This window comes from Flavobacterium sp. FlaQc-47 (assembly GCF_044006475.1).
Classification (GTDB): domain Bacteria; phylum Bacteroidota; class Bacteroidia; order Flavobacteriales; family Flavobacteriaceae; genus Flavobacterium.
On the sequence record NZ_JBIPCQ010000001.1, the window covers coordinates 834744 to 847273 of the forward strand.

The 12530-nt window shown below is 32.3% G+C and carries 12 protein-coding genes; 9 read left to right on the forward strand and 3 right to left on the reverse strand.

Annotation, left to right across the window (positions count from 1 at the left end; all coding sequences use genetic code 11):
• The first annotated feature begins 22 nt into the window (after positions 1-22).
• From fabV to ACHRVX_RS03445, 9 genes are all read left to right on the forward strand, one after another.
• The gene (fabV, locus tag ACHRVX_RS03405) at positions 23-1213 is read left to right on the forward strand and encodes an enoyl-ACP reductase FabV (RefSeq protein WP_395329201.1); all 1191 of its coding nucleotides are present in this window, start codon (positions 23-25) and stop codon (positions 1211-1213) included.
• Positions 1214-1340: 127 nt separating this feature from the next.
• Positions 1341-2333, forward strand: a complete 993-nt coding sequence (locus tag ACHRVX_RS03410) for a glycosyltransferase (protein ID WP_395330279.1) — start codon at positions 1341-1343, stop codon at positions 2331-2333.
• A gap of 8 nt (positions 2334-2341) precedes the next feature.
• Positions 2342-2938 carry a dephospho-CoA kinase gene (gene coaE / locus ACHRVX_RS03415; protein ID WP_395329204.1) on the forward strand — a complete coding sequence of 199 codons (597 nt, stop codon included), beginning with the start codon at positions 2342-2344 and terminating at the stop codon, positions 2936-2938.
• 59 nt (positions 2939-2997) lie between these two features.
• Positions 2998-4584 (forward strand): sensor histidine kinase, encoded by a 1587-nt coding sequence (locus ACHRVX_RS03420; protein WP_394776599.1) that lies wholly within the window; start codon positions 2998-3000, stop codon positions 4582-4584.
• Positions 4585-4587: 3 nt separating this feature from the next.
• Positions 4588-5304 (forward strand): response regulator transcription factor, encoded by a 717-nt coding sequence (locus tag ACHRVX_RS03425; protein ID WP_065449593.1) that lies wholly within the window; start codon positions 4588-4590, stop codon positions 5302-5304.
• Between the two features lie 973 nt (positions 5305-6277).
• Positions 6278-6772 carry a hypothetical protein gene (locus ACHRVX_RS03430; protein WP_395329208.1) on the forward strand — a complete coding sequence of 165 codons (495 nt, stop codon included), beginning with the start codon at positions 6278-6280 and terminating at the stop codon, positions 6770-6772.
• Positions 6773-6775: 3 nt separating this feature from the next.
• On the forward strand, positions 6776-8167 hold the full coding sequence (locus ACHRVX_RS03435) for an RtcB family protein (RefSeq protein WP_395329210.1): 1392 nt from the start codon (positions 6776-6778) through the stop codon (positions 8165-8167).
• 12 nt (positions 8168-8179) lie between these two features.
• The gene (gene prfH / locus ACHRVX_RS03440; protein ID WP_395329212.1) at positions 8180-8869 is read left to right on the forward strand and encodes a peptide chain release factor H; all 690 of its coding nucleotides are present in this window, start codon (positions 8180-8182) and stop codon (positions 8867-8869) included.
• On the forward strand, positions 8856-9401 hold the full coding sequence (locus ACHRVX_RS03445) for a hypothetical protein (RefSeq protein ID WP_395329215.1): 546 nt from the start codon (positions 8856-8858) through the stop codon (positions 9399-9401). The genes prfH and ACHRVX_RS03445 overlap by 14 nt, the downstream gene beginning before the upstream one ends.
• Before the next feature lie 387 nt (positions 9402-9788).
• Here ACHRVX_RS03445 and ACHRVX_RS03450 read toward each other — a convergent pair whose 3' ends face one another.
• The 3 genes from ACHRVX_RS03450 to ACHRVX_RS03460 form a co-directional block, all read right to left on the reverse strand.
• Positions 9789-10535 carry an acyl-[acyl-carrier-protein] thioesterase gene (locus ACHRVX_RS03450; protein WP_395329218.1) on the reverse strand — a complete coding sequence of 249 codons (747 nt, stop codon included), beginning with the start codon at positions 10533-10535 and terminating at the stop codon, positions 9789-9791.
• Positions 10536-10609: 74 nt separating this feature from the next.
• Positions 10610-11530: a tRNA (adenosine(37)-N6)-dimethylallyltransferase MiaA gene (gene miaA / locus ACHRVX_RS03455; protein ID WP_395329221.1), complete on the reverse strand. Its 921-nt coding sequence runs from the start codon at positions 11528-11530 to the stop codon at positions 10610-10612.
• 154 nt (positions 11531-11684) lie between these two features.
• Entirely contained in the window at positions 11685-12524 is an 840-nt protein-coding gene (locus ACHRVX_RS03460; RefSeq protein WP_395329224.1) for an ion transporter, read from the reverse strand.
• Positions 12525-12530: the final 6 nt, after the last annotated feature.

Here is a 12530-nt window from a genome sequence, read left to right on the forward strand (position 1 = left end):
TAAAAATTGAAATAATAAAAATATGATTATAGAACCTAGAATGAGAGGATTTATTTGCTTGACATCACACCCAAAAGGTAGCGAGCAAAACGTTAAAAATCAAATAGAATATATAAAATCAAAAGGACCAATTGACGGTGCAAAAAAAGTATTAGTTATTGGTGCTTCAACAGGTTTTGGATTAGCTTCAAGAATTACAAGTGCTTTTGGATCTGATGCTGCAACTATTGGAGTGTTTTTTGAAAAACCACCAGTTGAAGGAAAAACAGCTTCACCGGGTTGGTATAATTCTGCTGCATTTGAAACAGAAGCTCACAAAGCAGGTTTATATGCAAAAAGTATCAATGGAGATGCTTTTTCTAACGAAATAAAAAGACAAACCTTAGACTTAATCAAAGCAGACTTAGGTCAGGTTGATTTAATAATTTACAGTTTAGCTTCTCCGGTACGTCAACATCCTGTGACAGGAGTTTTACATCGTTCAGTTTTGAAACCAATCGGACAAACTTTTACAAACAAAACAGTAGATTTTCACACAGGAAATGTAACGGAAGTTTCTATTGCTCCGGCAAATGATGAAGACATTACAAATACTGTAGCTGTAATGGGCGGTGAAGACTGGACAATGTGGATTGACGCCTTAAAAGCTGAAAATTTATTGGCAGAAGGCGCTACAACAGTTGCTTACTCTTATATTGGGCCATCATTGACAGAAGCAGTTTACCGTAAAGGTACAATTGGTCGCGCAAAAGATGATTTAGAAGCTACAGCATTCTCAATCACAGACAGTTTAAAATCAATAGGAGGAAAGGCTTACGTTTCTGTAAACAAAGCATTAGTTACACAAGCAAGTTCAGCGATTCCGGTAATTCCATTATATATTTCTCTTTTGTATAAAATCATGAAAGAAGAAGGAATTCATGAAGGTTGTATTGAGCAAATCCAACGTTTGTTTAAAGACAGATTGTATTCAGGTTCAGATGTGCCTGTGGATGAAAAAGGAAGAATCAGAATCGATGATTGGGAAATGCGCAATGATGTTCAGGAAAAAGTGGCTAAACTTTGGTTAGAAGCTACAACTGAAACATTACCTGCAATTGGAGATTTAGCCGGATACAGAAATGATTTCTTGAATCTTTTCGGATTTGAATTTGACGGAGTAGATTACGCAGCCGATACAAATGAAGTTGTTGAAATTGAAAGTATCAAATAATAAAGAAAAAAATACCATTATATAGTAAAACCATTCGCTACGGCGAATGGTTTTTTTGTTAATATAACATATCTTTGTTAAAATTTTGAAATTTAAAAATTGCCACTTTAATACCGCACATCCCGTTATGATTTTTTCTTTAATTATACCCGTGTATAATCGCCCAGATGAAGTTGATGAACTTTTAGAAAGTCTCTCAAAATCTGATTATAATGAAGCCTTTGAAATTGTTCTTGTTGAAGACGGATCATCAATACCATGTAAAGATGTGGTGATGACCTATCAGGGAAAACTAAATATTTCATATTATTTTAAAGAAAACTCAGGACCTGGTGATTCAAGGAATTTCGGAATGCAAAAAGCACGAGGTGATTACTTTATCATTTTCGATTCTGATTGTATCATTCCGACTAATTATTTGACAGAGGTTCGAAAAGCTTTGAATGCGGGTTACGTGGATTGTTTTGGAGGACCGGACAAGGCATTAGATAGTTTTTCTGATATTCAGAAAGCGATAAATTTTGCAATGACCTCTTTTCTTACAACAGGAGGAATTCGTGGCGGTTCTGAAAAAATAAATAAATTTCAGCCCAGAAGTTTTAATATGGGAATTTCAAAAAGAGCATTTGAAGCGTCAAAAGGCTTTGGAAATATTCATCCTGGTGAAGATCCTGATCTTTCCATACGTTTGTGGAATTTAGGATTTGAAACCAAATTGTTTACAGAGGCATATGTTTATCATAAACGCAGAATTGATTGGGAAAAATTCTCAGTTCAGGTAAATAAATTTGGTATCGCAAGACCTATTTTAAACAGTTGGTATCCGGAACATAATAAACTCACTTTTTTCTTTCCTTCAGTTTTTATCTTAGGGTTATTATTAGCTTTTTTACTATTAATATTCAATTTTGATTTATTATTACAATTATATTTTGTATATTTCGTTATAATTTTTCTTACAGCCAGTGTTCAGAATAAAAGCATAAAAATTGGATACTTATCTGTAATTGCAGTATGGAAACAGTTTTATGGTTATGGAACAGGTTTTTTAAAATCTTTCATAAAAATTATTCTTTTAAAGAAAAAACCACAAGAAGCTTTTCCTCGTATGTTTTTTTAAAGTATAATATGACAAAAGTTATTGGCTTAACAGGCGGAATAGGAAGTGGTAAAACCACAATCGCAAACTATTTTGCAGAAATGGGAGTTCCTTTATATATTGCTGATGATGAAGCTAAAAAAGTAATGCAGTCTGAAAAGATTATTGAACAGATAAAAACAACTTTTGGTAATTCGATTTTTGAAAATGAAATTTTAAACAGACCAAAACTCGCTGAAATCGTATTTAACGATAAGGATAAATTAGCACAATTAAATGCAATTGTACATCCAGCCGTGAAAGAAGATTTTGAATTTTGGCTACAGCAAAATAAAATGCATGAGTATGTTATTTATGAAGCTGCAATTTTGTTTGAAAGTGGTCGTTATAAAGAATGCGACGTCATCATAACAGTTACTGCCCCGGAAGAAATTAGAATAGAAAGAGTCGTTAAGCGAGATAATACCACACGCGAGCAAGTTTTAAGCAGAATGAAAATGCAATGGAATGATGAAAAACGGATTTCTTTAAGCAATTTTGTAATTAATAACAGTAATCTTAAAATTGCTAAAGAAGAAGTTGTTAAAATTCTTAAAATTTTAAATATAAAACAAAATCAGTCTTAAATGTTAATATTTGGTTAATGTATTATTTAGTATATTGTTAAAATATTAATTTTGTTGCGATGAATAAATTATTTTTTAGAATACTTGTTTTACTAATGAGTTTGTCCTTAATAGGGATTATTCTGGTACAAGTATATTGGTTCAACTCCTCGTTTAAAAATAACGATGAACAATTTAAATACCACGTTACACAAGTTATTGGTAATGTAGCTGATAAACTTGAACAGCAAGAAGAATACAGTTTTTATGACAAATACAATCGCATAAAAGACAGTACAGGTAAAACTCCCAAAAAAGAAGATCTGTTAGAAGTTCTTTATGTTCAGAGAAATACAAAAACAAATAAAACAATAGTTTATTCTAACACTCTTACATCTGAAGACTATGATATAAATGGTTCACTATTTAATAAAAAATTCAGTAGTGAAAGATTTAAAAATTTTAGTTCAAAAAGAGTAACAGAAGTTTATAACAATAATAACGGAATAGATAATAGTGCTTTAGGTCAAAGTATTATTCCGGATCTCAAGATTGAAAAATCAGGTAGTTTAGACATCTTAAATAAAGTTCAGCAGCAAATTCAATATAAAGATGTTGCTTCACTGACACCTATAGAAGGAAGAATTACAAAAGATAAACTTCAAAAACTTTTAAAGAAAGAATTAGAAGAATATGGTGTAAAAACCAAATTTGAATATGGTGTTCTTAATAGTGGTCTTGCGACAAAGGTAAAGTCTGATGGATTTCATTATGATAAAGATGCAAGTTACCACGTGCCAATTTATACTGATAATGAAGGGAATAGTAAATATGAATTATTTATTACTTTCCCTCATAAAAAGAAATTTTTATTGTCTGAATTGTTAAGTATCACAATACTGTCGATAATTTTTACATTAATTATAATTGTTGCCTACACAAGTGCGTTGAATCAATTACTGCGTCAAAAACATATTTCTGAAATCAAAACAGATTTTATAAATAATATGACGCATGAATTTAAAACACCAATAGCAACCATAAATTTAGCACTTGATGCGATTAAGAATCCTAAAATTATTGAAGATAAGGAAAAAGTATTTCGATATCTGCAAATGATTCGGGATGAAAATAAAAGAATGCATGCTCAGGTTGAAAATGTTCTTCGAATTTCTAAATTGGAAAAAAGAGAATTAGATATTATAAAAGAGCCAACTGCAATTCATGATATAATTGATGATGCAATTGAACATGTAAATTTAATTTTAGAAGACAGACACGGAACAGTTGTTAAGCACTATAATGCTGCAAGAACAACTTCACTGATTAACGAAGTGCATTTTACAAACGTGTTGGTTAATATTTTAGAAAATGCGATAAAATATTCGCCTAATATTCCGGAAATAGAGATTTTTACGGAAAATGTCAAAGACATGATTCTGATAAAAATAAAAGATAATGGTCTTGGTATGAGTAAAATAGCTCAAAAAAGAGTTTTTGAGAAATTCTATAGAGAACATACCGGAGATTTACATAATGTAAAAGGACACGGTTTAGGTCTGGCTTATGTAAAAAGAATTGTTGAAGACCATAATGGTCAAGTATATGTAGAAAGCGAAAAAGGAAAAGGTAGCACCTTTATAATAAAAATACCATTAATAAATTAAAATATGGAAAATAATAACAAAAGAATACTTTTAGTAGAAGATGACCTTAATTTCGGGGCAGTTCTTAAAGATTATCTAATGTTAAATGACTTTGAAGTTACTTTAGCTAAAAACGGTATGGAAGGTTTTGAGAAGTTCAAGAAAGATGTGTATGACTTATGTATTCTTGACGTAATGATGCCTTATAAAGATGGTTATACTTTAGCCAAAGAAATTAGAGAAAAGAATAGCGAAGTGCCAATTATCTTCTTAACAGCTAAATCTATGAAAGAAGATGTGCTAAAAGGATACAAAGCAGGTGCTGACGATTACCTTAATAAACCTTTTGATTCAGAAGTTTTATTGATGAAAATTAAAGCTATCATTCAAAGAAAATCTGCGGATACAAAAGCGGAACAAGTTCAGTTTGAATTTAATATTGGTAAATTCCACTTAAATTCAAAACTTAGATTCTTAACATTCGAAAGCGACGAGCCAATAAAACTTTCTCCAAAAGAGAACGAATTACTAAAAATGTTGATTCTTCATGAAAATGATTTGATGCCAAGAGAATTAGCATTAACAAAAATATGGAGAGATGACAACTACTTTACTTCAAGAAGTATGGACGTTTACATCGCTAAACTTAGAAAATATCTAAAAGCAGATGAAGATGTTGAAATTTTAAACATTCACGGTGAAGGTTTTAGATTAGTTGTTAAAAGCAAAGTTGCAGAATAAACAAAATTCACAAAACAAAAAACATAAAAAAGCTCTGAGAAATCAGGGCTTTTTTTGTGCTTGATATTTTTTAAAATCATTGTTAGCTCAATCTTATCATTTAGACGGAAATCACACGAGAAACTCCGTTTCTAAAAGCTTCCAATCTTTATAGAATCATTAGTGTGATTTCTCCTCCGTCGAAATGACAAACATCACGTAAAATTGGAATTTAAAAGATTGTAATTTTAATGTTAAGGACCTATTTCCTGCTGTCTGCTATATCTTTTCTTGCTAAAGAAGCAAGAAAAATGATCCCGCTTCAATAATGGCTAGGGCTTTAGTTTTCAGACAGGTAATGTGTTTATTTACGATTCAAAAGATATAGTAATTAATTTTTACAAAGATTTTCTCTATAATAATTTGGAAAATCAAAAAACAATTCACAATATTTGCAGACGAAAAAATTAATAACCCTTTTATAACGAAGAAAAATGTTTGTACTTACATCATCATCTCAAAGCTTCACACCAAATGAATTTGGTGCAGCGCTTCTTCGTGGCTTATTTCAATCTTAGAAATTCATTTTTAGATATATAAAAAAGCCCGAAGACATTTAGTTTCGGGCTTTTTTTATTCTAGACACTTCAAATTTTCCCGAATAATCGATTTTATAATTTATCCTTACGGATAAAATGGTATAGCCTGTTTTGGCTATTAATTTAATGCACTATAATTTTTTATGGAAAATTATACAGCAGGTGAGTATGCTTTGTGCTCTCGCTTAAAAAATATAAGAACAAAGAAAAGATTAGTAAAAGACGATTTTGAAAAATAATTAATTCAAATAAGAAAGCTTGAAGTCGCCCTCTGGAAAAAACGGCAGGAATTACCTTTAGTTCCTTTAGCAGTTCCTTATCAAAAAGGATGGCAGCGCAATTTTGTACTTAGAGAAGATATAGCAAGATCAACCGAATCTTCGTTTTACAAAGTATTGCTGGAAAAGATAAATACAGTACAATTTTCTTCTGAGAAATCTTTTAAGAAAAAGAAAAACAGGAGAAGAAAACATGTATATGTTGAAAAACTTCAGACAGTAAAAGAGTTTTCTGAATCAGAATGGAGAAGTCCAAAACTAACGTTGAAGGAAAAAGAAAAAACGCATTTTTATAAAAGTGAACACTGGTGTCCTAATTGTAAACGCTATAAAATTCATTATGTATTTAGTGATCCCTGGCGTTATGTAATGCGCGTTAGACCTAACATGATAACGCATACTAAAATGGTCGATGCAGTTTTGGAAAGTGAAATTCAGATTCTGGACAATTACATTACGAATCTTAATTTGCGATATAAAATAAACAAATTAGTAGATGGTTTTTCGTATCGATGGAGTTATTATCAAGATGAAAACCCAAGAGAGAGAAACCCAATTAAAAATAAAAGTCTGCCTGTATTGTATCAACAGTATGTAGACGAAATGATATAAATCATGGGAAATAAATTATCCGGAAAAGACCTGATTAAATTAGGCTTTCCAAAAAATAATTCAATAAATATAGCCTTAGGGCAAATAAACAGATATAGAAAAAGAGAGAAAAAAGAATTTATTCTAACAGAAGCCAAGGAGGTTTTACTTCATCCTGAAAAGTTTGAAGGACACGGAACCTGGGGAAAAGTCGCCGAAGGATTGATAAACCCAGTTCACGTAAGAATGCATCAGCTAAAAACCACCCGAGTTCCTTTTGCCATTTTTGGAGAAAACGAAATCGACCAACAAGCAAAATTTCAATTGTATGATTCTTTAAAATTGCCTATTTCCGTTGCAGGAGCTTTAATGCCTGATGCTCATTCAGGTTACGGATTGCCAATTGGTGGTGTTTTAGCCACAGATAATGCTGTAATTCCATATGGAGTTGGCGTTGATATTGGCTGCCGAATGAGCTTATCGATTTTTGATTTGCCTGCTTCCTATTTCAAAGGAAAAGAACATCAGTTACAGGCAATATTAAAAGACAATACAAAATTCGGGATGAATGAAACACATGCCACAAAAGCAGATCACGAAGTTTTTTACAAAAGTGAATTTCAGGACATTCCGTTATTAAAAAATCTTTTGCCAAAAGCCTATAAACAGTTAGGGAGTTCTGGAGGAGGAAATCATTTTGTAGAATTTGGTATTGCAAAAATTGATAATCCTGAAAACGAATGGAAGTTAGGTGTAGGCGAATATTTTGCAGTTTTATCTCATAGTGGTTCACGTGGCTTAGGTGCAAATATCGCAAAGCATTATACGTATTTGGCAACAAAACAATGCCCGTTACCTAAAAATGTTCAGCATTTAGCGTGGTTAGATTTGAACACACATGACGGACAGGAATATTGGTTGGCAATGAATCTCGCAGGAGAATATGCAAAAGCTTGTCACGATGATATTCATAGAAGAATTGCTAAAGCCATAGGGAAAAGAGTAGTGGTAACAATTGAAAATCACCACAATTTTGCCTGGAAAGAAATGGTAAACGGAATGGAATGTATCGTGCATAGAAAAGGTGCTACCCCAGCTGAAAAAGGCCAATTAGGAATTATTCCGGGATCGATGACAGCTCCTGGATATATTGTAAAAGGCAAAGGAAATGCGGAAAGTTTAAATTCGGCTTCACATGGAGCAGGACGTTTATTTTCAAGAGCAAAATGTAAAGCTACGTTTACTCAAAGTGAGATTAAAAAAGTATTGAAAGCTAATGATGTAACATTAATTGGCGGCAATATTGATGAAGCGCCAATGGCGTACAAAGACATTACAAAAGTAATGGGAAATCAAACAGATTTGGTTGAAGTTCTTGGAACTTTCACTCCAAAAATTGTTAGAATGGACCGATAAAAGAAATTAAAAATGGAAAAAATAATTCAGATAACAGCGGGTCGCGGACCCGCAGAATGCACTTGGGTGGTTGCCCAAGTGCTTAAAAAAGTTTTGGATGAAGCTCAGGATCAAAGTTTAGAAACTGTTTTGCTTCAAAGAGAAGTAGGGCAGGAAAACGGAACGATTGAAACAGCAACTATTTCTGTAAAAGGAAAGAATGCCGATATTTTTGCTAATTCCTGGATTGGAACAATTCAATGGATTGGTCAGAGTCAGTTTAGGAAAATGCACAAACGTAAAAATTGGTTTATTGGCATTTTTGAGATTGAACCGCAAAAGAATACATCAATTTTAGAAAATGATATTCATTATCAGGCAATGCGAAGTTCCGGAGCGGGCGGGCAACATGTCAATAAAGTAAGCTCAGCTATTAGAGCAACACATATTCCTACGGGAATTACAGTTGTATCTATGGACAGCCGGTCGCAGCACCAAAACAAAAAACTGGCCACAGAAAGATTATTAAAAAAACTAGAAGGCGAAACTTTGCAACAGCTTAAAAATCATGTTGGGAAACAATGGGAAAACCAGTTGAATATTCAGCGTGGGAATCCTGTGAGGGTTTTTAGCGGATCGGACTTTAAGAAGAATAAAGTCGAAAAAAGCTACAAAGGAACTCGTCAGCAATTAAAAACCAATTTACGAAATGAAAACAATTGATAAATACCTTTTTCAGGCTTTGGATAGTTATCCGTATTCGCTTGAAGAAACGATTGAATCTTTAGATTATGCGTTTTCTTATGATGCAAAAAATACAATGGTTTTGTGTTTGTACGGAAGAATTCAGGCAGAACAATTGTTGAATTATGAGGAAGCAAAATGCTGTTTTCAGGAAGCTTTATCCATAAATATTTATGCACTTGAAGTATATGCGTATTATATTCAGACTTTAATATTGAATGAAGATTATGAAGAAGCAGAAAAACTCATTGATTTTGCTTTGACTATAAAAGGGATAAACAAATCTGAAATCTATGTCAAGAAAGCGATTCTGTTTGAAGCGCAGCACGAGTTTAAAAATGCATTAGCGGAAATTAAAAATGCAAAACTTGCTACTTTACAGTTCGCTTTTGATTCTGATATTGTTAAAATTGAAAAAAGAATTAAAGGTAAAATTGATTTGATAAAGGATAAAAAAAGCCTAAGAAATCAAAAAAAGATTCTAAAAAGAAATCAAAGTGATTTTGATTAAAATTAAAAAGCGATGCATTCAGGATATGAAATGTGTCGCTTTTTATTTGTCTTTTTGTTCATCTTATGGAATGTTCATCTATAGTCCCTACAGGACATTTTTATTGTTGTGCAATTTGTTTTCTACCAACATTTAACTCCTAACGGAGTATTGTATAAAATTTAAAAGCAATTTTGAGAGGTATATCGTAGAGATTACATGTGGTAGAAAATGTGTTAAAAAGGATATTTGTCCCATAGGGACTACACAAATTTTAATGGATTAATTATTATTCGATATTTTGAGGGCATCATTTTTTGTTTTTTTTTTGCCACTAATTCCCCGAATGTTCACGAATCCAAAATAAAATCGGTGTAAACCCGTTTAATCCGTAAATCTGTGGGCAATTTATTTCCAGTGCAATTCTAGCGCAAAACACGTTTTTTCTCCTTTTGTAATGCTGAATGTTGCGGTTGTATGATCATCATCTTCACTTTCATGAATAACAACCTGATCTTTTAAGGAAAGTTCTTTCATGAAATTCATTTCAAAGCTTTTTACTTCTTGTTTTAAGATTCTTTTTTCATCAACATGGTCAAGACACCATTCTAAATATTTTACATTATTTACGTGATTAACGATATCTAAATCTGATAAATAAACTGTTTTTTCAAAAATCGCTTCCTTGCCGTGATTGATATTAATTTTAGAGAATCCCTCATTTGTAGCGCGATTATCTGGAAACAATTCGAAATGTTCGTAGGGCAAAGCCAGAGGTTCCGGACGGCGTGCTTGTGTATTAAATACAGCCCAATAGGTTTCGCAGCCCACTATTTTTTTGCCGTTTACATACATTTCAAGAGCACGAACAGAACGTGAATTTTCTAAACTATTAATCCATGTTTTAACTGTTACAACATCTTGCCATTTTGGTAAACCGCTAATTTCAACTCGCATTCGGCTTAAAACCCATGCTTGGTGAAATTCCTGCATATCAAAAAAGCTGATTCCCCCAACTTCTGAATGTGCTGCGGCGGTAAGCTGTAAAATATTACACAAGTCAGTATATTTTAAAAAACCGTTTGGAGTGCATTGAGTAAAATTGATTTCCCAGTCTTTGCTTAAAACAGATGTGAAATTAGGTGATATAGGCATTGGTAACTTTAGATTTTAAATTGTTGATTTTAGATTGATTTAGAAAATAGAGCAAAGAATATAGAAAAAAGACTTTACTTTAGTGAATTTTCTACATATTCTATTATTTCTTTTTTATTCGTTGCGTAATCAAACCATTTTGTGGCTTCATTTCGCTTGAACCATGTAAGTTGTCTTTTCGAAAAACGTCGAGTATTTTTTTTGATTTCTTCGATAGCAAAAGCTAGTGAGAAATATCCGTCAAAATAACTGAATAATTCTCGATATCCCACGGTTTGAAGCGCATTTAACGCTTTGTTAGGATACAAAGTTTTAGCTTCTTCTAATAAACCTTCGTTCATCATTATGTCAACACGCTGATTGATACGATTATAAATAGTTTGTCTTTCGGCTTCAAGACCAATTAAAATAGGAATGAAGTTTCTGTTGTTTTTCTTTTGATTTAGAAAAGAGGAATATGGTTTTTTAGTTCCGATACAAACTTCTACAAAACGCATCATTCGTTGTGGGTTTTGAAGCGTTTGTGGATTTTCTAATGTTATTTTTTGGTAATAATCAGGATCTAAATTTTGCAATTGCTCTTGCAGGTATTCTATTCCGAGTTTTTCGTAATTAGAATTTACCTCGTAACGTACTTCAGGATTTATTTCAGGAAATTCATCAAATCCTTTTAAAATGGCATCAACATACAATCCTGAACCCCCAATAAGAATCGCAAAATCATTGTTTTGAAATAATTCTTCTAATTTAATAAGCGCCTCTTTTTCGTAATCGCCAACGGTATAATTTTCGAAAATTGATTTATTCTGAATGAAATGATGTGTTGCTGCTTGTAACTCTTCCTGATTAGGAACTGCAGTGCCAATTGTCATTTCTTTAAAAAACTGACGACTGTCACAAGATATTATTTCGCATTTAAAATGTTGTGCCAGAGCAATACTTAAGGCGGTTTTGCCTATAGCTGTTGGTCCGACGATGGTAATTAAGTGTTTCATATTTTTTTAGCCCAGATGGGAGTGAAAACCCCGGACTTATATTTGTTAGTTTTTTTTGGGATAAAAGAGCGACTTTAGAAGCTCCTTTTATGCCTTAAAAAAACAACAAAGATAAGAAGGAGTTGTAATGTACAGCTGGAAAAGCTCCTTCATATTAATTATTTGGTAATTCGGTTCCGCATTCATAACAATATTTTGCGCTGTCAAAATGTACTTGTGAGTTGCAATTTTTGCATGTTTTTTTAGTGCTTACCGCATTATTTCTAAGGCTGCTTTTTGCAAATTCTGCGGTTACAATTCCTGTAGGTACGGCTATAATGCCGTAACCTAAAATCATTACTAAAGCGGCAATAAATTGTCCTAAAGGAGTTTGTGGAGAAATATCTCCATATCCTACTGTTGTTAAAGTTACAATTGTCCAATAAATACTCATTGGAATACTTGTAAAACCAGAACTTCTGCCTTCGACCAAATACATTATTGAACCAATAATTATTGTACTGATAAGAACAAAATAAATGAATACAAGAATTTTTTCCTTACTGGCTTCAATTGCTTCGCGAAGTTGGACAGATTGATGTGATATTTGTGGAATGTGCAAAATTTTGAATAATCGAAAGAAACGCAACGCTCTTACAATAGACAAAATACTTGCTCCCGGAAAAAATATGGACAAATACATAGGTAAAACGGCCAGTAAATCAATAATTCCATAAAAGCTAAAAACATATTTAACTGGCTTTTGAATTGAAATTATCCTTAAAATGTATTCGATAGTAAAAAATATGGTGATAACCCATTCACAAATCAAAAGCTGGTAGTGATATTTTTGATTGATTCCCTGAACGGTCTCCATCATGATTAAAATGACGCTCAATAGTATCAATCCCAGTAAAACTAAATCGAACATTCGTCCTAAGATGGTATTGGTGCCATATAGAATGATTTTGATTTGTTCTCTGAAGACTTCGTATTTTGATTTTGTTTTTCTCATATCCAC

What these genes read in the sequence shown, in the direction of transcription:
- ACHRVX_RS03445 (WP_395329215.1), top strand. Translation starts at nt 8,856, where the DNA reads ATGAAAACAATTGATAAATACCTTTTTCAGGCTTTGGATAGTTATCCG.
- ACHRVX_RS03460 (WP_395329224.1), bottom strand. Translation starts at nt 12,524, where the DNA reads ATGAGAAAAACAAAATCAAAATACGAAGTCTTCAGAGAACAAATCAAA.
- ACHRVX_RS03425 (WP_065449593.1), top strand. Translation starts at nt 4,588, where the DNA reads ATGGAAAATAATAACAAAAGAATACTTTTAGTAGAAGATGACCTTAAT.
- ACHRVX_RS03410 (WP_395330279.1), top strand. Translation starts at nt 1,341, where the DNA reads ATGATTTTTTCTTTAATTATACCCGTGTATAATCGCCCAGATGAAGTT.
- miaA (WP_395329221.1), bottom strand. Translation starts at nt 11,530, where the DNA reads ATGAAACACTTAATTACCATCGTCGGACCAACAGCTATAGGCAAAACC.
- fabV (WP_395329201.1), top strand. Translation starts at nt 23, where the DNA reads ATGATTATAGAACCTAGAATGAGAGGATTTATTTGCTTGACATCACAC.
- ACHRVX_RS03420 (WP_394776599.1), top strand. Translation starts at nt 2,998, where the DNA reads ATGAATAAATTATTTTTTAGAATACTTGTTTTACTAATGAGTTTGTCC.
- prfH (WP_395329212.1), top strand. Translation starts at nt 8,180, where the DNA reads ATGGAAAAAATAATTCAGATAACAGCGGGTCGCGGACCCGCAGAATGC.
- ACHRVX_RS03435 (WP_395329210.1), top strand. Translation starts at nt 6,776, where the DNA reads ATGGGAAATAAATTATCCGGAAAAGACCTGATTAAATTAGGCTTTCCA.
- ACHRVX_RS03450 (WP_395329218.1), bottom strand. Translation starts at nt 10,535, where the DNA reads ATGCCTATATCACCTAATTTCACATCTGTTTTAAGCAAAGACTGGGAA.
- coaE (WP_395329204.1), top strand. Translation starts at nt 2,342, where the DNA reads ATGACAAAAGTTATTGGCTTAACAGGCGGAATAGGAAGTGGTAAAACC.